General features: G+C 51.5%; 26 protein-coding genes. 11 read left to right on the top strand and 15 right to left on the bottom strand.

Features of this window, described 5'->3' with window-relative positions:
- The first annotated feature begins 9 nt into the window (after positions 1-9).
- The 5 genes from J1836_RS16265 (at position 10) to J1836_RS16245 (ending at position 3,243) form a co-directional block, all read left to right on the top strand.
- A complete protein-coding gene (locus J1836_RS16265; protein ID WP_207252180.1) occupies positions 10-624 on the top strand; it encodes a hypothetical protein in 615 nt (204 codons plus the stop codon).
- On the top strand, positions 624-947 hold the full coding sequence (locus J1836_RS16260) for a hypothetical protein (protein WP_207252179.1): 324 nt from the start codon (positions 624-626) through the stop codon (positions 945-947). Before J1836_RS16265 ends, J1836_RS16260 begins: the two co-directional genes overlap by 1 nt.
- 95 nt (positions 948-1,042) lie before the next feature.
- A complete protein-coding gene (tnpC, locus tag J1836_RS16255; protein WP_242632653.1) occupies positions 1,043-2,620 on the top strand; it encodes an IS66 family transposase in 1,578 nt (525 codons plus the stop codon).
- On the top strand, positions 2,617-2,829 hold the full coding sequence (locus tag J1836_RS16250; RefSeq protein ID WP_207252178.1) for a PIN domain-containing protein: 213 nt from the start codon (positions 2,617-2,619) through the stop codon (positions 2,827-2,829). Before tnpC (J1836_RS16255) ends, J1836_RS16250 begins: the two co-directional genes overlap by 4 nt.
- A 237-nt stretch (positions 2,830-3,066) precedes the next feature.
- On the top strand, positions 3,067-3,243 hold the full coding sequence (locus J1836_RS16245; protein ID WP_207252177.1) for a hypothetical protein: 177 nt from the start codon (positions 3,067-3,069) through the stop codon (positions 3,241-3,243).
- 108 nt (positions 3,244-3,351) lie between these two features.
- Here the strand turns inward: J1836_RS16245 and J1836_RS16240 are convergent, their stop codons facing one another.
- The 6 genes from J1836_RS16240 to hldE all read right to left on the bottom strand — a co-directional run bounded on the left by J1836_RS16240 (position 3,352) and on the right by hldE (position 7,984).
- Complete coding sequence (locus J1836_RS16240; protein WP_207252176.1) at positions 3,352-3,675, bottom strand: type II toxin-antitoxin system RelE/ParE family toxin; 324 nt, start codon at positions 3,673-3,675, stop codon at positions 3,352-3,354.
- Positions 3,663-3,938, bottom strand: a complete 276-nt coding sequence (locus J1836_RS16235) for a CopG family ribbon-helix-helix protein (RefSeq protein WP_207252175.1) — start codon at positions 3,936-3,938, stop codon at positions 3,663-3,665. The genes J1836_RS16240 and J1836_RS16235 overlap by 13 nt, the downstream gene beginning before the upstream one ends.
- A gap of 79 nt (positions 3,939-4,017) precedes the next feature.
- Positions 4,018-4,440, bottom strand: coding sequence for a GNAT family N-acetyltransferase (locus tag J1836_RS16230; RefSeq protein ID WP_207252174.1), 423 nt, complete (start codon positions 4,438-4,440; stop codon positions 4,018-4,020).
- Positions 4,437-5,351: a CPBP family intramembrane glutamic endopeptidase gene (locus J1836_RS16225; protein ID WP_207252173.1), complete on the bottom strand. Its 915-nt coding sequence runs from the start codon at positions 5,349-5,351 to the stop codon at positions 4,437-4,439. Before J1836_RS16225 ends, J1836_RS16230 begins: the two co-directional genes overlap by 4 nt.
- Positions 5,352-5,366: 15 nt before the next feature.
- A complete protein-coding gene (locus J1836_RS16220; RefSeq protein ID WP_207252172.1) occupies positions 5,367-6,548 on the bottom strand; it encodes an FAD-dependent oxidoreductase in 1,182 nt (393 codons plus the stop codon).
- Positions 6,545-7,984, bottom strand: coding sequence for a bifunctional D-glycero-beta-D-manno-heptose-7-phosphate kinase/D-glycero-beta-D-manno-heptose 1-phosphate adenylyltransferase HldE (gene hldE, locus J1836_RS16215; protein WP_207252171.1), 1,440 nt, complete (start codon positions 7,982-7,984; stop codon positions 6,545-6,547). The genes J1836_RS16220 and hldE overlap by 4 nt, the downstream gene beginning before the upstream one ends.
- 91 nt (positions 7,985-8,075) lie before the next feature.
- On the opposite strand from hldE, the gene lpxL reads away from it, so the two are divergent.
- Positions 8,076-9,029: an LpxL/LpxP family Kdo(2)-lipid IV(A) lauroyl/palmitoleoyl acyltransferase gene (gene lpxL, locus J1836_RS16210; protein WP_207252170.1), complete on the top strand. Its 954-nt coding sequence runs from the start codon at positions 8,076-8,078 to the stop codon at positions 9,027-9,029.
- On the top strand, positions 8,996-9,487 hold the full coding sequence (locus tag J1836_RS16205) for an FKBP-type peptidyl-prolyl cis-trans isomerase (RefSeq protein WP_207252169.1): 492 nt from the start codon (positions 8,996-8,998) through the stop codon (positions 9,485-9,487). The genes lpxL and J1836_RS16205 overlap by 34 nt, the downstream gene beginning before the upstream one ends.
- 5 nt (positions 9,488-9,492) lie before the next feature.
- Here the strand turns inward: J1836_RS16205 and murI are convergent, their stop codons facing one another.
- Together murI and J1836_RS16195 are read right to left on the bottom strand one after the other, a co-directional pair.
- Positions 9,493-10,299, bottom strand: a complete 807-nt coding sequence (murI, locus tag J1836_RS16200) for a glutamate racemase (RefSeq protein WP_207252168.1) — start codon at positions 10,297-10,299, stop codon at positions 9,493-9,495.
- A 3-nt stretch (positions 10,300-10,302) separates the two neighbouring features.
- Complete coding sequence (locus J1836_RS16195) at positions 10,303-11,094, bottom strand: inositol monophosphatase family protein (protein ID WP_207252167.1); 792 nt, start codon at positions 11,092-11,094, stop codon at positions 10,303-10,305.
- A gap of 36 nt (positions 11,095-11,130) precedes the next feature.
- Between J1836_RS16195 and hemH the strand changes: the two genes are divergently transcribed.
- The 4 genes from hemH to J1836_RS16175 all read left to right on the top strand — a co-directional run bounded on the left by hemH (position 11,131) and on the right by J1836_RS16175 (position 15,486).
- A complete protein-coding gene (gene hemH / locus J1836_RS16190; RefSeq protein WP_207252166.1) occupies positions 11,131-12,243 on the top strand; it encodes a ferrochelatase in 1,113 nt (370 codons plus the stop codon).
- Complete coding sequence (locus J1836_RS16185) at positions 12,240-12,980, top strand: competence/damage-inducible protein A (RefSeq protein ID WP_207252165.1); 741 nt, start codon at positions 12,240-12,242, stop codon at positions 12,978-12,980. The genes hemH and J1836_RS16185 overlap by 4 nt, the downstream gene beginning before the upstream one ends.
- 101 nt (positions 12,981-13,081) lie before the next feature.
- A complete protein-coding gene (gene tnpC / locus J1836_RS16180) occupies positions 13,082-14,578 on the top strand; it encodes an IS66 family transposase (protein ID WP_207250294.1) in 1,497 nt (498 codons plus the stop codon).
- Positions 14,575-15,486 carry an LpxL/LpxP family acyltransferase gene (locus tag J1836_RS16175; protein ID WP_207252164.1) on the top strand — a complete coding sequence of 304 codons (912 nt, stop codon included), beginning with the start codon at positions 14,575-14,577 and terminating at the stop codon, positions 15,484-15,486. The genes tnpC (J1836_RS16180) and J1836_RS16175 overlap by 4 nt, the downstream gene beginning before the upstream one ends.
- Before the next feature lie 16 nt (positions 15,487-15,502).
- Here the strand turns inward: J1836_RS16175 and sctJ are convergent, their stop codons facing one another.
- From sctJ to J1836_RS16140, 7 genes are all read right to left on the bottom strand, one after another.
- On the bottom strand, positions 15,503-16,105 hold the full coding sequence (sctJ, locus tag J1836_RS16170; RefSeq protein ID WP_207252163.1) for a type III secretion system inner membrane ring lipoprotein SctJ: 603 nt from the start codon (positions 16,103-16,105) through the stop codon (positions 15,503-15,505).
- Positions 16,106-16,146: 41 nt separating this feature from the next.
- Positions 16,147-16,692 (bottom strand): hypothetical protein, encoded by a 546-nt coding sequence (locus J1836_RS16165; protein WP_207252162.1) that lies wholly within the window; start codon positions 16,690-16,692, stop codon positions 16,147-16,149.
- Between the two features lie 9 nt (positions 16,693-16,701).
- Entirely contained in the window at positions 16,702-17,067 is a 366-nt protein-coding gene (locus J1836_RS16160) for a tetratricopeptide repeat protein (RefSeq protein WP_207252161.1), read from the bottom strand.
- 98 nt (positions 17,068-17,165) lie between these two features.
- A complete protein-coding gene (locus J1836_RS16155) occupies positions 17,166-17,354 on the bottom strand; it encodes a hypothetical protein (RefSeq protein ID WP_207252160.1) in 189 nt (62 codons plus the stop codon).
- Between the two features lie 120 nt (positions 17,355-17,474).
- Positions 17,475-17,690, bottom strand: a complete 216-nt coding sequence (locus tag J1836_RS16150) for an EscE/YscE/SsaE family type III secretion system needle protein co-chaperone (protein WP_207252159.1) — start codon at positions 17,688-17,690, stop codon at positions 17,475-17,477.
- Positions 17,656-19,029 carry a type III secretion system inner membrane ring subunit SctD gene (gene sctD, locus J1836_RS16145; protein ID WP_207252158.1) on the bottom strand — a complete coding sequence of 458 codons (1,374 nt, stop codon included), beginning with the start codon at positions 19,027-19,029 and terminating at the stop codon, positions 17,656-17,658. The genes J1836_RS16150 and sctD overlap by 35 nt, the downstream gene beginning before the upstream one ends.
- A complete protein-coding gene (locus tag J1836_RS16140; RefSeq protein ID WP_242632884.1) occupies positions 19,030-19,707 on the bottom strand; it encodes a hypothetical protein in 678 nt (225 codons plus the stop codon).
- Positions 19,708-19,910 lie beyond the last annotated feature (203 nt).

The raw sequence follows: 19,910 nt of genomic DNA, 5'->3' as shown, positions 1-19,910 counted from the left end.
GATATATTCATGAACTACTCTCAATATATACCGTCTGAAGCACAAACCATTACTGTTGGACCCGTTTTAATTGAAAGTGGTGATTATGTCTGGCAAATCAGAAATATTGTCGGAATATCAGTGGGTGAAAAAACATTTCCTCCAACAGGATCAGCCCCAGTCTTTGATAAAAAAAGACCAGAAATGCAAAATAATAGTTATTGGTTTATGCTTTTAATGGTTATTTCTTTTATATTATCATTAATTGCAAATAATGCTTTACTTGTAATTTTTTCTGTATTAGGAGGACTTATACCTTTAGCAATTCACTCTTCAAAAATGAATGAATGGAATAAAGAAAATACAAAATACATAAGAGAACTTACAATATGGAATGATTTATTGAGAGATCCACCAAAAGCTTATTCACTCACAATAGAAACAAACTCAGCATCTTTCCCAACCTTTCATTCTTTTGACAAACAATCAGTAACAGAGGCTGCACAAGCAATAAAACAAGCTATGATAACACCCAGAACCGATCAGGTTGTGTTTAATATAAACGCGATTAAAGTTAACGGAGATGCCACTGTCAATAATATAGGATCAAAAATATATGAGCAGCAAATACAGGAGATAAGATAATGGCGACCATTAACAATCATAACTCAATAATACACAAGCAAATTGTAAATGAGTTCAACTCAATTAACGAGATAGATTCCATAGCAATAATGGTTAATAAACTCAAGGTCATTATTGATAATGACCTTGAGCTAACCAATCAGCAAAAAAACAAAGCAATTACAAATTTAGCTGATTTTTCCTTTGAATCACAAAAGCCATCAGATAAACAAAATCTTGAGAATAAAAAACTTTCATGGGATAATTTCACCGAAGTTGTGAAGTTCTCAACGGCGCTTAGTGGTCTTGTTACGACGATTGCTAAAATAGCAGGGGTTGCATAAATTGATAAAGCCGAGCGCCCCAGTTATCTCACTGCCAGACCGTAACTGAACAGTCCCCCCTTACCCAAACGCACTAAATTTGCGACACTCCCCCGATGACCCAACAACTGAAAGACCACAGCCTCAAACAGCTTAACAGCCAGTACCTTGCCAAGCTCACGCCGGAGGAACTGCTGCACCTGTCGACCAAGTTGTTGCATGACCTGAAAGAAGCGCGGGAACAGATCAACCAAAACTCCAACAACTCCTCCAAACCACCCAGCAGCGGTTTCCCGTGGGAAACGTCACCCAAAACGGTGGCTTTGCCCGAAACAGAAGGGGTGGGTGCAGCCAGAGGAAAGCCAACCCCGGAACCAGAAGCTGTGGCGGGCACAAAGCCAGCCCAACCAGCCAAACGCAAAGCGGGTAAACAACCCGGCGCACCGGGTTATGGTCGGGTATGGCATCCGCCCATCAATGCAGACGAACACCATTACCCCAGCCGATGTGAAGCCTGTGGCAGGTCCCTGGATGCGGCTGTCTCCCGTATTTATACCGCCTATGACAGTGTGGACATCCAGTTTGGCACGGATGGGAACCCCGGACTGACCGTCATCACCACCCGCCACCACCTTCACGATAGCGTATGCACCTGCGGTCATGTGAGCCGCCATATCCCGCATCGCCAAGCTCCCGACCCGTTATACCCGGAGGTTGATGTGGGCGAGTGGCGGCTGATTGGGGGCAATCTGGCGGCACTTATTGTCCACCTACGGCTGCGCTCACGCTTGTCACTGCGTGGCACACAAGAACTGTTGCGGGAGGTGTTGGGCATTCCCCTAAGTGTCGGGGTGTTGCAGCAATGTTTTGAGGAAGCAGCCGCGAGTGCTTCTCCATTGGAAGATGCCTTGGTGGAAGGGCTGTTGGCAGAAGCCACCGCTGACGGCGGGGTGCTGTATATTGATGAAACCTCTTGGAAAGAGCGTGGCGAAGCCCTGTGGCTATGGACATTCGTCACCACCCTCAGCGTTTGTTTCTACGTAGGGCAGCGCACCATTGAAATGCTCGACAACGTGATTAGCCCCCACTTTGGGGGCTGGCTGATGAGTGATGGCTATGCCGCTTACCGCCACCACCCCAAACGCTTGCGTTGCTGGGCGCACCTGATCCGCAAAGCCCGTGGGCTGGCAGAATCACTGGACAAAGACGGGCGGACGTTTGGCAACTTCACCCTCGCTTGGCTGAGGGTATTACAGGACGACATTTACGCTTGGCGGGCAGCAGGCGGCACGGTGGGGACGCAAACCGACGTGATCCGTCAACGCCATCAGGCAAAACTCCTGGAATTCAGGGCATTATGCTTGATCCATGCCGTATCTGCCCATGACAAGACGGCGGCACTGGCGAAAGAGTTCATCAATGATTGGGATGCCATTTTCCGAATCCTTGACCACCCGTGGCTTCCCTTGACCAATAATGAGGCTGAGCGGGCGTTGCGCCATTGGGTGATCCTGCGCAAAACCAACCATGGCACAAAGAGTGCTACGGGGAGCCGTGCGTTTGCCATGCTGGCCAGCATCATCGGTACTTGCCGCAAACGTGGACAGTCTGCCTTGGCTTATCTTGCCAGTGTTATTACCGCTGCCCGCGCTGGCTTTGCCCTGCCCGCTTTACCGCAAGGGGTGGGGATGTGATCAATTACGCCAGACCAAGCAATGACATACGGGCAATGGCGAACCAAAACACGACCATCGAGTGGTGGGAAAATCGTAAGCCCGACTTTGAGCTTTATATTTCAGAATTCGTCATCGCTGAATCATCCCAAGGGCATCCAGAAGCTGCTGCCCGTCGGCTTGCCGCACTGGATGGCATTGATGCACTTGATGTACCTATCGAAGCATGAGAACTGGCACGCGCTTTGATCAAAGAAGGTTCACTACCTGAAAAAGCTGAGATTGATGCGTATCACATTGCCGTAGCCACCGTGAACGCAATGGACTACCTGCTAACATGGAACTGCGCACACATAGCCAATGCAGTGATGCGCCCCAAAGTAGAAGCGGTTTGCCGTCTTCACGGCTCTTCACGGCTATGAACCACCCATTATTTGCACACCACAAGAACTCATGGAGGGTTAATTATGTGGCAAGACCCAATCATCAAAGAGACACGCGAGTTGCGCAATCAGTATGCAGCGCAGTTTAACCACGATTTAGATGCGATATTTGAAGATATTAAAAAAAGACAAGAAAAATCAAAGCGCAAACAAGTGTCTTTTTCTCCTCGCAAAGCTGTAATGATAAAAAAGTGCGCTTGATATTAAAGTCTAACTGACATCGACGACGGGCGCGGAGACAGTTATCGTCTTCGATTTGACGTTAAACCGCTTGAATTTCGGCTAATGTTACCGACTCCTGTTCCGCAGCTAAACCTCCCCACCCTGCCCCTCAAATCCCGCCTCGCGCTGATGCCTCATTGCCACGATGGTGACGGTATCCGCCGCCGCCTCTACCCGATATAAAGCAACATAGCCATCATTGCCAAAGCCGATAAGCAGCTCTCGAAAATCAGCGGGTAAGTGTTCTTCTGGGCAAGGACGACCCAACAGCGGAAATGCCGCAAGCTGGTCAATAGCGATGGTGATGCGTTCCGCCGCACGTTGCGCAGCGCGTGGATTCTTTTCTTCGATGAATGCCCGCAGCCGGATAAAGTCGTTCCAAGCGCGGCGAGTGATGCTTATTTGTGGCACTTAGGCGCTTCCTTCTCGGCGGCGATTCCCCATGTGCTGATCCAGCTTTTCGCCTCGTTCCAAGTGACGTGCAAGCCGTCTTGCTGGTACTCATTCCAAGAAGTCAGCGCATCCGCGTAAAAGGAGGCTTTGCGTTCTTCCTGCTCAATGTAGCGGTTGATGGCTTCCACCATCACCCAATGGGGGGTACGCCGTTTGCTCTCGGCAACGTGCCGCAGCCGGGTGCTCATGTCATCGCTCAACTTCACAGAGGTAGTTGCCATCTTGCTTTCTCCAGTGTTAAAAGGTAACACCTAGTAATAATAGAGCCAGCATAGCGCAGGTGGCTAATGGCTACAATATTTAACTCAACACACAAGCCATCTTCCACAACGCCCCCTCCTGCTTGACCACCTCAAACCCATGCCGCTCATAAAAACGCCGCGCCGGATTATCCCCAAACACCGCCAAGCGCATCAACGGCTTACGGCGCACCTTCGCAAGCTGCATCATATAGCGCAACGCCTCCCCCCCCAGACCCGCCCCCTGACACTCCGGCACAATATGCAAATCAGCCAAATGCAGCGCATCCTCCTCACCCCTGATTCGCACCACCCCGATACAACGCTCATCCTGATACAGCCCGAAATTTTCCGACGCTTCCCAAAAGCGTGCGAAATACGCGTCATCCCACACGAAACCGTGTTTGTCGTAATACGCCGCCATATTGCTACGCGACAATTTCAGCGCAAACGCATAATCCACCTGCGGCGTAACTTTGATCATGGCGCAACCTTCAGCGCTTCGGGACGCGCAAAAAATCGGAAAATCACCCAATAAAACAACACTGCAATTAACGCCTCACTCGCCACTGTTTCCCACGTAAACAGCTCACCGTGATACACAAATAACGCTGGAAAAGTATCGTAAGGCGGCGTTGTCACAAACAAAAACGCAAAGAGATTATTAATCGCATGGACACCCATCGCCAATTCCAACGTACCATCCCGCACCGTAAGCAACGCCAACAATAAGCCCGTCGTCAAATAGGGCAACACCGCAATCCACAAATTCGCGCCATACACTTCAGGGTTCAACAAATGCGGCAATGCAAACAGCAAAGCACTCACCAGTACCGCCGCCCAACGGTGCAGCACCAAACCCAAGCCCTGCAACACATAGCCGCGAAACAACAACTCCTCCGCCGAAGTTTGAATCGGGATCAGCAATAACGCCAGCGGCAAAAACAGCAGAAATGCCTGTGCATCAAACACATATTCCATCTCACCCGCCGGAGTCGGCAACAACCATTCACCCAATACCGTCACGCTCAAATAAATCGCTGCAAACACCACCGCGCCCTGCAACACCCGCATCCAACTAATGCGCTGCAACGGCGTAATCAACGACAAAAACGGGCGTTTATGCAGAAACCGCACCACCAACCAAACCCCTAACATCAGGAAAATGAACATCGCCATCATGTCCACAAACGTCAAGGCAGGCGAAATGCCTTCCAGCATAAACGTATCCCAATTAAAGCGCGTCGCCACATCGCCATCGACTTCTGCCCAATACCCCATCGCAAACAACGGCATCAAACCAATGCCCTGCCACGCCAATAGAATGAGGAAAAACCCCAGCACATAACGCCACCATTGATTTTTTCCCTGCTGTGCTAACGCCAGATAATCCATGTTGCATCCTTGAGTTTACGTAAACGTTGCTGAATCCCAAATATAACGAGCGACCGGCGGCGTAGGCAAATGCGCCGCCAGCAGTGTTGTCCCAGACGCTTGCACCACCCACGTCTGCTGCAAACGTGCCGCCAACATCGGCGCAAACGCCAGCTTGGTCGGCCATGCCACCGTGACATTGGCGTAGCGTTGCAAAGTCGGCTGATCAGGGCGACTGCCATCCGGCTGGCTGCCTTCGGCACGATCCACGTTCCAAGTTGCCCATGCCATGCCGCTGAAATCGACCCACGGCAACAAATCCGCCAATTCGCGCTGCGTCGCCGCAATCACCTCTGCCGCTGGCTTGCCAACACCCTGCTCCGCTGGTTGCCCGCCGATATACCAAACCGTATTGCCCGCTGCGTCACGGTGCGAAGTAATCGTGGCACGCGGTTTATCGCTCATCCCCAAGGCATGGGCATAAATCATCGGCAAATCGCCACGCACCAACACCATTTGCAAAGGGCGACGCTGCATTGAGGGCAGTTCCCTTCGACTTCGCTCAGGGAACGCCGCCAACAATGCCTCATTACCCGCCCCCGCCATCAGCACAATCTGCTGCGCGACCACATCCAGCGACGAGCCATCGGGCAATACCGCTGCATAAGCGTAGTTGCCATCGCGCAAAGCCAAACGCGACTGGGCAATATCCACCTGCACCAGCGCATCACTAAGTTGTTCGCGCATTATCGCCAGCAAATCCGGCACATCCAACACCGGCTCGTCCAAACGGTACAAACCACCGTGAAATGCGGTATGGCGGAACAAAGCGGGGTACTCATTATGCGGCACAGCATCCATGCGGCTTTTCATCGCTTTGCTGGCAAAAAAGCCCGTCATACGCGAACCAATCCCGCCAGAAGTCCACAGCAATTGCGATTCAGTCAACACGTTGACCTTGCTCAAATCAACCGTGCCTGTCCCGTGCAAAGCCGCTTTCCACAAACGCGGCATATCACCAATCGCCAAGGTTGCCCCCGTCACCTTGCCCGTCAGCGCATATTTCGTACCACCGTGGATAATGCCTTGGGACGCAATGGTTTGCCCCTTGCCGAGTTCATCCGTTGCCAGCAGCGCGTTCACGCCTTGCGCTCGCAAATCCGCCAGCAACCACAGTCCGGCGATGCCGCCGCCGAGGATTAGCACATCGACTTTCACTTGGCTTCTTTCTCCATACTCTGAATCCGTGCAATCGTATTGGTAGTGGAAATGCCATCCACGAAACTCAATACCACCACATCGCCGCCGTTGTCCCATACGCAGCGATTACCGGGGATTTTTTGCGGATCATTGTCGCCGCCCTTTACCAGCAAGTCGGGTTTGACCGCGCAAATCAGGCGTTCCGGTGTATCTTCGCTGAAATCCACCACCCAATCGACGCAAGATAACGCTGCCAACATACGCATCCGATTCGCCATCGTATTCACGGGGCGCGTCGAGCCTTTGAGCGCCCGTACCGACGCATCGGTATTCACCGCCACAATTAGTCGATCGCCCAACTTACGCGCCTCTTCTAAATACGTCACATGCCCAACGTGTAAAATATCGAAACACCCGTTGGTCATCACAATGCGTTCGCCGTGCATACGTGCTTCTTGCACCGATGCCAGTACTTGCGCCTCGCTGACCACGCCTTTGACCTGCGCATGGTGTTGCTGCAAGGCTTTGTGCAATTCGGGAACGCTCACGGTTGCCGTGCCGACCTTGCCGACCACAATGCCTGCCGCCAGATTTGCCAATGCCATTGCTTGTTCCACGCCCAAACCTGCCGCCAGTGCCGCCGCCAACACCGCAACGACCGTATCACCCGCTCCCGTCACATCGAATACTTCGCGTGCTCGCGTCGGCAAGTTGTACGGCTCAACCCCATCCCGCAACAAGGTCATGCCCTGTTCGCTGCGCGTAATCAGCAAATTCGCCAAACCGCAACGCGCCAGCAATGCCTGCCCACGTCGCACCAAATCGGCTTCATCCGCCCAATCACCGACCGCCTCACGGAATTCCGCCAGATTCGGGGTAATCACCGTTGCCCCTTGATAGGTTGCAAAATCCTGCGCTTTGGGGTCAACCACCACCGGCTTACCCGCCGCTCGTGCCAGCGCAATCAATTCCTGCGCCCGTTCCAACGTACCTTTGCGATAATCGGAGAGCACCACCACATCAGCCGCGTCCAGCAATTCGCTGAAATGCTGCAATAGCGCAGTGTGGTCTTGCCCCGCAAAACCCTCCTCAAAATCGAGCCGAATCAATTGCTGATGACGGCTGAGGATGCGTAATTTGGTAATGGTCGGCGCATTCTCCAACGTCACAAAACGCGTTGCCACACCCCGCGCTTGCAAGGTATTTGCTAGCGAACGCCCCGCCTCGTCATTGCCAACATAGCCCAGCAGCAACGCCGTGCCGCCCAAACTCGCAATGTTCAACGCCACGTTTGCCGCACCGCCGGGGCGCTCTTCGTTGCTCTTCACATGCACCACCGGAACGGGGGCTTCGGGGGAAATGCGCGAGGTTTGCCCAGACCAATAGCGATCCAACATGACATCGCCGACCACCAATACACGCGCCCTTTCAAAAGCAGGAATTTGTAAGCTCATCGTTATTATTCACCATTATTCTTTACGGAAAACAAGAAAAAACAGGTTGAAAAGTTTACCATACGTCGCTTATTCAGGTATTGGACATCGTGTGGAAAGAATTTCCGGCAAACAGTTTTTACACCCGCGCTACTGGCTCACATGGCTAGGGCTTGGTTTTTTGTGGCTATTGGTGCAACTGCCGTGGGGTATACAAATGTGGCTGGGCAAGCAATTCGGCTTGCTAATGTTTTACCTGCTCGGCAAACGCCGCCAAATTTGCTGCATCAATTTGGAACTCGCCTTTCCCGAACTCACCCCAGCGGAACGCTTTCAGCTCAACCGTGAACACTTTATTTCATTAGGGCGCGGCTTGCTGGAAACAGCCTTGAGTTGGTGGGGTAACGATGCGCAACTGGCACAGCAAACCGAAATCGAAGGGTTGGAGCACCTACAAACCGCCATGGAACACGGCGGCGTGGTACTCCTTAGCGCCCATTTCACCAGCCTCGAACTCGGCGGACGCTTAATCGCGCAACACATTCCGCTGCACGTTATTTACCGCCCACACCAAAATCCATTAATCGAATGGCGCGTAGCACGCTTGCGCTCGAAACGTTACGGTAAAGCAATTCCGCGCGACAGCATCCGCGACATGCTGCGCAGCCTGCAACAAGGGCATGTGGTGTGGTACGCACAAGACCAAAACTTCGGGCACAAAAACAGCATTTTCGCGCCGTTTTTTGGGGTAGCAGCCGCCACCAATACCGCCACCAGCCGCCTCGCTAAATTGGGAAAAGCACAGGTTGTACCATTTTTTACGCTGCGAACTGCTACCGGCTATCGGTTACGTTTCCTGCCAATACTTGAAAATTTTCCCAGTGAAGCCATACTTGGCGACACAACCCTAATTAACACGATCATTGAGCAACAGGTACGCGAGTTCCCCGCCCAATATTTATGGACACATCGCCGCTACAAGGATGAACCAAACGGCGGCAACCGATACGCCCTCTACTCTAAGGAAAACCGATGCAAATCGCACAACACACCGTGGTCACCATGACCTACACCCTCACCGATGACCAAGGTCAAGTGCTGGATCAGGCAGATGCCGCCCAACCGTTTGCTTACCTGCATGGCGCAAGCAATATTATTCCCGGTTTGGAAAAGCAGCTTGAAGGCAAACAAGCTAACGACAGCTTAGTCGTGACCGTTCTACCCGTGGATGCTTACGGCGAATACGATGAACGCATGACGCAACAAGTCCCACGCAGCATGTTTGAAGGCATTCCAGCAGAACAAATCTTCGCGGGTGCAGAATTCCACGCGCAAACGGGCGACGGTCATCAAACCATTCGCATTGCCGCTGTTGACGAAAACACTGTCACTATCGATGCCAACCATCCGCTGGCGGGTGTTACTCTGACATTTGATGTCACCATCCTCGACATTCGTGCCGCTTCTGAAGAAGAAGTCGCGCACGGTCACGCGCACGGTCAAGGCGGTCATCACCACCACTAAGCGCGTCAGCGGTAGCGTGTCGGCAATAAGCCCAAAGCAATTGGATGCTGCCATAAGGTTTGCATACTGATCAGATGCTGTGCATCGGCTTTGCTGGAAAAAAACCGCACGCTACCCTGCCCGTTTTCGGTACGCCGCAAGTCCTGCTGATCCAACACTCGCATTAACTGATGGGTCACAGGCGTACTGGTTTCTAGCACGGTCATTCTGCCGTGCGTCACCTCATGAAGCGCTTCCGTTAGAAACGGGTAATGCGTACACCCCAGCACCAACGTATCCACACCCGCATCCAACAAGGGCAAGGTGTAATGCTTCAATAACTGGCGTACCGCCTCACTGCGAAAATCCCCCGCTTCCACATGCTCCACCAAACCGGGACAGGCTTGGGTAATCACTCGCACATGGTTGGCATGATCACGAATCAAATGCTGCAAACGCGGGCTATTCACCGTTTGCTGCGTGGCTAATACGCCAATCACGCCGGTTTGCGTCAATCGCGCCGCAGGCTTCACCGCAGGTTCTATCCCCACCACCGGAATACGCAGCGTTTCCCGCAAGTAATGCACCGCATGAACCGTGGCAGTATTGCACGCCACTACCAACACCTTCACCTGTTGTTCCAGCAAGAAATCCGCGACCTGCTTGCTACGCGCCCGAATATAATCCGAGGTTTTCGCCCCGTAAGGTGCGTGCGCCGAATCCGCCACGTAAATCAGGTGTTCGGCAGGCAACAAACGCTGAATTTCGCGTAATACCGAAATCCCCCCCAAACCGGAATCAAACACCCCGATGGCTTGTTCGTGCTTTGGCATAGGCTACTGATTTTCCCGTAAATACTGTAGCCACGCCGCAAACAGCACCGCATCAGGTGAAATCACCACCGAACGCGGCGCGAGTGCTGGCACAAACACGGGTTCTCCCGCCAAGGTGCACGCATAACCACCCGCTTCCGCCAAAATCAGCGTACCCGCCGCCAAATCCCACAGCTTCATGCCACCGTGCAAATACACATTGCCGCGATTCGCTGCCATCCACGCCCATTCCAGCACGCAACTGCCCAAATTACGCTGCGAACCGTAAGGCGGGTTGTGCAGCAGCGCATTTTTCAAGGGCAAGGATAAGCGCTTAAAATCGACAATCGCCACCGCATTGCGCAGCTTGAAAGCACTGGGCTGGCAACGCAGCGGCTGACCGTTCAACCACGCCCCCTGCCCGCGTTGCGCAGTAAACATTTCATCACGCACAGGGTCATACGTCAGCGCCAACACCACTTCACCGTGCTGAAACAACGCCAAGGACACCGCAAACAACGGAATCCCCGCCGCAAAATTGCTCGTGCCATCCAGCGGATCAAGACACCACAGCGCATCGGCTTCACGCAGCAAACGTTCTTGCTCTGCGCTCTCCATTTCCTCGCTCAAAAAGGCAATGTCAGCCCATTGTTCGCCAAGAAATTCAGCGATGCGCCGATTGGTGGCTAAATCTGCCTCGGTCAATAAGCTGCCGTCTTGCTTCAGCGCAAACCCCACATGCTCGAAGCGCGGCAAAATTTCTTCCCGTGCAATATCACGTATCTTCTGTGTCAGTGTTTGCAGGTCTGGCAACATGGTTTATCCTTCATGCCGAAAATAAGGGATGATACCATGAGCCGATTTATCAATGAAAAAGACTATTTCCACGGCAAATCCGAATGCACAGGGATTTTGCTGGTTAATTTAGGCACACCGGATGCGCCCGATACCCCGTCACTACGCCGTTATCTCAAAGAATTCCTCTCCGACCCGCGTGTGGTCGAAATCCCGCGCATCGTCTGGGCTATTATTTTGCACGGCATTATTCTCAATACCCGCCCCGCCAAAAGTGCTGCAAAATATAAAAGTGTGTGGACAGAAAACGGCTCACCGTTAATGCACATTTCTTTACAGCAACAACAAGCGCTGCAAAAAGAAATGGAAATCCGCTTCAACGGCCCGGTGAAAATCGCCTTAGCGATGCGTTACGGCAATCCGTCGATTCCATCCACTCTGCTTCAGCTCAAGGAAGCTGGTGCAAGGCGCGTGCTCGTGCTGCCGCTGTACCCCCAATATTGCGCCGCGACCAACGCCACCACCTTCGACAAAGTGTTCGACGAACTCAAACGCTGGCGCTGGTTGCCAGAACTACGGCTGGTCAATCATTACCACGATCACCCCGGTTATATCAAAGCCCTTGCCAACAGCGTGCGCACACATTGGGAAACGCACCCACGCGGGCAATTGCTGCTCATGTCGTTCCACGGCATCCCCAAACGCAACTTAATGTTGGGCGACCCGTACCACTGCGAATGCCACAAAACCGCACGCTTGCTGGCAGAAGCACTCAACCTGTCCCCCAACGCATGGCGCGTCACCTTCCAATCACGCTTTGGCAAAGCCGAATGGTTACAGCCGTACACCGATAAAACCCTGCAAGCCTTACCCGCTGAAGGCATTAAAAACGTTGACGTGATTTGCCCCGGTTTTGCTGCCGATTGCCTCGAAACGCTAGAAGAAATCCGCGTGGAAAACCGTGAATACTTTGAACACGCAGGCGGCGAAACTTACCACTACATCCCCGCACTCAACGACAACCCCGAACACATCCAAGCGCTGGCGGACATTATTCAGCAACATACGCAAGGTTGGGCAGAAACGGCTGCCGACTGGTCAGTAGCAACCCAGCAAAAACAGGCGGGAATCACCGTGCAACATGCAACCGAAAAAGGCGCAAAAAAATGAAAGTCGGGTTAATTCTCATCGGGGACGAACTGCTCAGCGGTTTACGTCAAGACAAACACTTACCGCAAGTCATGAGCTTCCTCAAAGCACGCGGACTGCCTCTCGCGTGGGTACGCATGATTGGCGACGATTGGGATTTATTGCTGCAAACCTTGCATGAAACCTTGCAAAGCAACGACATCGTATTCAGTTTCGGTGGCATTGGTGCAACCCCTGATGACCTCACCCGCCAAGCTGTCGCCGCAGCCACGGGCGTCGAATTGATCCGCCACCCCGAAGCGGTGGCATTGCTCGAAGGGCGTTTTGGGGCAGACGCTTATCCCAATCGCATTCGCATGAGCGAATTACCAGCAGGCGCACGCCTCATCCCTAACCCCATCAATCAGATTCCCGGCTTCAAAGTGCAACACCACCACTTCGTACCCGGTTTCCCTAATATGGCGTGGCCGATGGTGGAATGGGTATTAGATACGTATTACTCAGCGCATTTCGACACTACCCCACCTGTTGAACAGCGTTGGGTCTTGCAAAATGTGCAAGAAAGCGAACTGATTCCGATGATGGAAGCATTACTGCGCACCTTTCCCAGTGTGCGCCTCTCCAGCCTGCCGAGTACCACCGAACGCCACACCATCGACTTCGGCTTAAAAGGTAAAGCGGCGGACGTGCAAGCAGCAGCGGCATGGTTTAGCACACGCATGGCGGCGGACAACGTAAATTGCGAACCGCAGCCGTGACCCAGCCCTTGCCCCGCACCGTAAGCGTTCACGCCCTCTATTAGGCATTCCAGCGAACTTGTAGTAAATTCACCCCATCCCAACAGCGAGTCATTTACCCCTTGTTAGCCGCCGTTCCTACCTTACCCACGACACTGGATGAAGCGCATCAGGTGATCGTGCGCCAACAGGAACGGATAACTGAGTTGGAGAAGCAAGTGGCACGGGTGGCGGTGCTGGAGCAACAAGTCGAAATGCTGCAAAAACAACTGGAAGAACTGGTTGCCAAATTCGGCAGCAGTTCGCGTAACAGTTCCAAAGCGCCGTCCTCCGACAGCCCGGAACAACGGGCGTTGCGTCCCAAACGCAAGGGGAGTAGCCGCCCACACGGTGGGCAACCGGGGCATCCGCGTCACGAACGGGCGTTATATCCTCCCGAACAAGTGACCCGTACCGAACAGTATTTCCCTGAAAGCACCTGTTCCTGTGGTGGGGCAGTGGCGATTGATTGGGGAAACCCTTACCGCCATCAGGTCACGGATATTGCTCCACCGCCGCCACCGGACGTGACGGAACACCAGTTTTATCAGGGTGTTTGCCAATCCTGCGGCATCAAGCACCACAGCCAGTGGCCGGATTGGGTGCCGAGCGGTCAAATGGGTGCAGGCGTGATCGCCTGGGTGGTGATTTTGAGTGGTCAGTTCCGCCTATCCATGCGCCAGATCCAGGTTCTGTTGTGGGAAATGTGCCACGTGCGTTTTAGCACTGGGGCTATCAGCAAGGCGCAAGGCAAAGCCATTCCGTGGATGGGGCCGCTATACCGTCAAGTAGGTCAGTATGTACGCGGACAAGCGGTATGCCACGCCGATGAAACCCGCCATTATCGCGGTACGAACACTTACTGGTTATGGGCATTGGCTGACCATAGCGTGAGTTACTTCATGACCCATTACTCACGCGGCAAGGCCGCCGCCGATGCCTTGTTGGGCAGCTTTACTGGCTATCTGGTCACCGACCACTTCAGTGGTTACGGCAACGTCCCACCCGAACGGCGGCAACTGTGTTGGGCGCATTTGATCCGCCACTTCCGCAAAATGGCGGGGCGTTGCGGCGAAGGGGGAAGCGTGGGCAAACGCCTGTTGTTACTCGCCTATACCACCGTCCGCACCCATCACCGCTGGCAACAACAACCCGATGAAGCCGCTCGCTACCAACGGCGGATACTCCGCTTGCGCCGCAGCTTCCAAGCCACGCTCAACAAAGGCTTGGCATTGGAGAATTGCAAACGCACCACCAACCAATGCAAGCATTTGCTCAAGGATGAGGCGATGTGTTGGACTTTCCTCAAGGATAGTCGCATTCCCCTCACCAATAACCGTGCCGAGCGGGTGATCAGGCCGTATGTGCAATGGCGGAAAACCAGCTTTGCCAGCCAGTCGGCACAAGGTGACAGATTCCGTCCAACGGTGATGACCGTGCTGGGGACGGCACGTCAATTGGGGATGAATATGGCGATATTGATGCGGGACATTTGCTCACAAGGCTTGGCTCATAAGTCTGTCTCGGTGCGCTTCCCTTTGGCTCAACCGTTAGCTTCTAACCCGCTACAGACGGCGTGAACGCTTACCCCCGCACCTTACTTGCGCCGCAATACTGGCTGACATGGGCAGGCATCGGCTTGTTCGCCCTATTGGCGTGGTTGCCCTGGCAAACGCGACGCTGGCTTGGCAAGCACTTGGGCAATTGGATTTTCAACCATAACCGTAAACGCCGTCAGGTGGTGTTAACCAACCTGCGCTTGTGCTTCCCCACGATGAATGACACGCAACGTGACTCAATGGCGCAAGCCCACTGTCAGGAATATGCCAGTGCCCTGTTAGATTACAGCGTGTTGTTTTTTCGTTCGCGCCGCTGGCTACAGCAACGCACCCACCTCATGGGGCGCGAACATATTGACCAAGCCATTGCAGCAGGACAAAACGTCATCCTCATGCTAGGGCATTCGGTGTGGCTGGAATTCGCGCCCGTGGCAATTGGCGCACATTACCGTGCGTATGGCTCTTACAAACCGTTCCACAATCCAGTAGCCGATTGGCTGATTGCGCGTAGCCGTTTGCAAGACGTTGAATTCGTGGTGGCGCGTGAAGAGGGCATGATGAAACTGGTACGAGCACTCGAACCGGGACGGCTCATGTTTTTCCTACCGGATGAAGATCATGGCAGCAAACATTCCGTGTTTGCACCATTTTGTGGGGTTTCCAAAGCCACACTAACGACACCGGCACGGCTTGCCAAACTGGGAAAAGCCGTAGCATTACCCGTTATGGCATTTTTCAACCCACAGCACGGCGGCTACGATATTGTCATCGGTGCGGCTTTAGCTAACTATCCGAGCAAAGATGAAACACAGGATGCGATTGCTTTAAACAATGCTTTGCAGACGTTACTGCAACAGCACCCTGAACAATATATGTGGGTATTAAAGTTATTCCGCACCCGCCCCACTGACACGGCAACGGTTTATTAACGTTGCCGAACAGCGCTTAATTCGTGGCAGAGAATTGTGCAGGCACCATGACAACCGACACTTTATCGTAAGTTAACCCTTCAATACTTTTTTCCACGATCAGCTTGATATCGGATTTCATGTCTTCCAAACGGAAAGCTGGGTTGTATTTGATAAAGACCGATGCGGAAGAGGGTTTTATTTCGGTATCAATCGGGTTATTTTCAGGCAACACCACATGCACGCGGGCGACAAGTACCCCGTCGATTTGTGATAAGGTTTCCTGCACGCTTTGGGAGAGTGCAAAAATGAAACGCGCTCGTTCTTCCAAGGGCGATGAGATCAACCCTTCTTTCTTGAATAGCTCGCCGACGGTTGCGATTTTCTCTTTAGGATAACCCTGTTCTTTGAGAAGCTGCACCGCTTGCGGAATTTGAGACTCTTCAACGTGCAAGAAGTAAGTGGCTGCCTTTTTATCAAACGTTTTCTCTGCGGTCACTTTGTTATTCAACAAAATAGACAACATCGCATTCGCATCATTCTCAGCTAAATTACTATACAGCTCTGTTTTACAGCCGGTCAGTAAAACCAGAAGTGCTATGGCAGTCAATGGGAGAAATTTCTTACTTATCGTTGTCATTGTTTTCTCATCTTGTCGCAAGCGTTAAGGGGTGAGCGCCATTAACCTGCTTGAAAGAGTGTTTTGAAGCCTTGAGATACTTGCCCAACCGCTGCGGAAATAATTTTCATGTGGCTAAACCACATTTCCATCTTCGTTCCCCACTCGTAGATTTTATTCTGCTGTGCCGCCGCAGACAAAATATTATCGGCAACACTTTGTGCTGCATTATCCATCTGGTCGGATGATCCCCTAGCATTTTGTACCTCAGGATAACTTCTCATTTGATCACCAGTATTATTGCTAGTGTCTAGCTTTACATTATCCCGCCAATTAGGCATCTCGTGGTACTCAGACAAGACTTTATGGTAAGAATCGTCCATGACTTGAACCTTATCCAAAATCGCTTGTTTGAATCCCCCAAGCGACTCATCTCTTCTTGGTTCAATGATGCTCAAAACGGGCGATTGCGAGGCATTTGCACCTGTATCAACTTGCGTCAAGGCATCTTCAAAACGCTTTACATCTTGAGCTTGAGGTGCTGGCAATTGCTGCTGCCCCAAACCACCTGCACTCACAGGGTTGACCAAAACACTTGCATCAATCATCTTGGCTTCCTAATTATTCAAGTAGGCAACAGCAATAATTTTTTCATCTTGATTGCCATGCACAGCGACTTCTTCAAATAATTCTTTGGCGTCACTTTTCTTGCCCTTTTGTGTCAGGGCAATACCCAAAAAGCACTTTGCACTCATGTGATTCGGGTCTTCAACCAAAATTTGATCACGTAATATGCTAATGGCTTGGTCATATCGTCCGGCATAGAGATCAGCCACTGCAACACCAATCTTAATCGGAATCTGTTCACGACCAATAGCACTAACACCATCCATAATCAGTTGAGAACGTTTTGCATCACTTCTAAAGCAAGTTAAATACCCAACTTGAGACATTATTCTTAGTAATTCGACATCAGGGTTCATATTCACTCCTTATATTTATATGTGGCATCAGACAGTATCCGATGCCACTTTTATTGACATTACCTTCAAATCTAACGTATAGATTATTCAGTAATTAATTACCTCTGCACTGCTTGCGCTGCTGCGTCTAACGCACCACTCACACCTTGGACAGCAGCTAAGTCAGCTTTAGAGTTCATAGTCAGAACTTCAGCTTGTGTAGCTGCACTGTTAATGGTGACTTGGGCGTTTGCACTGTCAGTAATAGTTTGTGCAACGGTGGCGGCTGCGCCTGAAATATCTGCCATTTTAAAATCTCCTAAAATTAATCGTCCATAAAATTAAATTCCCGATGATTCATCATCAAACGCAGGGAATTCCTAACTTCCTGTTGTACATTGCGTTCCATGCTTGCTTTTGGCACTAACCTATTGATGGGTTTGCGACCAAAACTCTTCAACTACCTCGCAACTGGCGTCCAATGCCTGTAAAAACCGATTCAACTTATCGTACTCATCAGGGGAGACCCCTTGATTCAACTCGGAACGAACTTCCGATGCTGCTTGGTTAAATTTATCCAGAAGCTCATTTTTATACATTCCAGATACATCATTTCTGAGGTTCTGCTCTATTTGCAGCATCATTTTTTCTCCCCTTGTCTATACCGTAATAAAAAGGAATATCTATTCCATTATTGGTTAACACCACATGGTCAGACTTGATTGACTTCACAAAGTATTTTTCACCCAGTGAAGAACCTTCCATGTATTTCTTGCCATCTTTCGCGACCAAAAACGGTACTTTGCCAACGCTAACGCTGCGTATCGCCAGCTTGATACGATCCCGTACATCCGTCACATTCAGCACAATAGCAGGGCCATCCCCTTGAATGTCGATGAACGCTTGCCGTAAACCTTTTAATTTTTCGATCTCTGGCTGAGTTAACTCGCCGCTAACTATAACGCTCTTACCGTCAGTCGTAGCGTTGATACGGCTGGAAAGCCCTTTTTTCTCGATGAACTGCACAAACGCCGCCAAATAACCGTCCAGCGTCTGGAAATCGCTTTCCTCAATGGAACGGATACCACCAACATCGTTGAGGATACTCGCCTTGACACGCTCCCAATCAGCCGTTTTGCTCACGAAACCTTGTGCAACCAACACACCATGCGTATCACCTGACTTGAAACGTAGGCTAGGCTGTCCCATCGCCCGCGCAATCGTACCCGCGCTTTCTGCCATTTCATCCTGCGACCAGATATGCAGATTCGCCTTAAGACCCGCGCTCTGAATACGGCTCATGAGATCATTGCGCTCCGCTACCGTACTGGTATAACCGCTCAAACTGACAGAGCCATCGGGTTCATTGACAAGTTTAAAATCTTGCTTACCCAAGGTTTGCATCAAGTTCGCGGCCTGCTGCTCGGCGGAATCCTGCACACCCAAGTGTTGCAGCAAGAAATTCATCTGCGGTGCCCAATAAACCACGTTGGCAAGCAACAATAAGCCTAAGCCCAACGCTAGCCATGTCTTACTGCCCATACGTTGCTTCGCCGTCACCTTGTTGCTAGCGGCGAGTGGCGCTTTGGCGGCTACTGCCGAGGGCGCTTCAGCGGATGCGGGGCGTTTAGGCGTACTGGTCGATGCTGGCTTTGCCTTGGCTTGCGGCGCTGCTACTCGACTATCCGCCACCCAAAACTCGACGTTACCTAGCTTGACCGCCTGATAAGGGGCTAATTCCACACTCTCCGCCGTGACCTCCATCCCATTTACGAAAATGGGGTGAGCCAACGGCTGGAGGGTAATACTACTGGGGGTAATCAGTAACTGAACGTGCTGATCAGCAATATTATCGTCGTGCAAAATGATGTCACTGGTCATCGAACGACCAATCACTAAACTACCTGTTCTTAAGCGAACCGCTGCACCAGCATTGATCCCACTGAGAACCTTAAGAACAAAAGAGGTTTGTTGAATTGTCATTTATTCGACCTGTTTTTTGTTTTTAACAACATTGACAACATCGAAGCCCGGAAATTTTTCATCAGTCTTGACATCCCACTGCGCACCCAAGCCACCCACGGGATCTTCAGAGCTGAAGTTCACCACCCCCTCTTTGTCTTTCCAGCGGTATACCTGCCGCCGCGCCAAATCTTGGGTATCCATCACTTTCGCCATGTCCAATACCGCACTGACAAACCGCTCAGGGCCAGTCAAATAAATGATGTTATCGACTTCAGAAATTTGCCATTGAAACCGTTCTTCCAACACCTGAAGGCGTTGCAGTGCATTGGTGAACTCCTGTGGCGACATTTTTTTCATGCTAATGGAAGCGGTTTGCACTTCTTCTTCCTTGTAAACGAATAAGGATTCCTTATCGTAATACCAAATTAGACCGTAATTTTTCACCAGTTCATTGAAGATTTCCTGTGGCTTTTTATCCTGCACGTGCAGGCTCACCACATCCTTGACCTTAGGGCTTACCACCACAGGCAAATCCTGTAATGATGCCAATGTTTTCAATAACTCAGCCAGAGGCTCTTCGTCAGAAAAATGTGAATACTTATCGTCATTCCAAGACAACGGGGCTGCCGTCACCGTGCAACTGAACAACAGCGCTAGCAACGTTGCCCATCGAAACCTAAATAATGTGTGGTGCATAGCCAAGTCATCCCCCGGCAGATATAAACCACCTTAATTTATGCTTATGCACCAAGACATTCATCATTTGAAGGACAAACGTAGAAGAAACCCTACCCAATGGAAAAGCACCGTCAATCTCTGGACGGATTATCTGCAAAACGCCCCCTTTCATCCCAGCGCATCCCAGCGCTTTAGTCGATAAAGGCTTACATTATTTACTA

It is taken from the genome of Thiothrix fructosivorans, assembly GCF_017349355.1.
Lineage (GTDB): Bacteria > Pseudomonadota > Gammaproteobacteria > Thiotrichales > Thiotrichaceae > Thiothrix > Thiothrix fructosivorans.
This window is presented reverse-complemented; position numbering and strand designations above follow the sequence as displayed.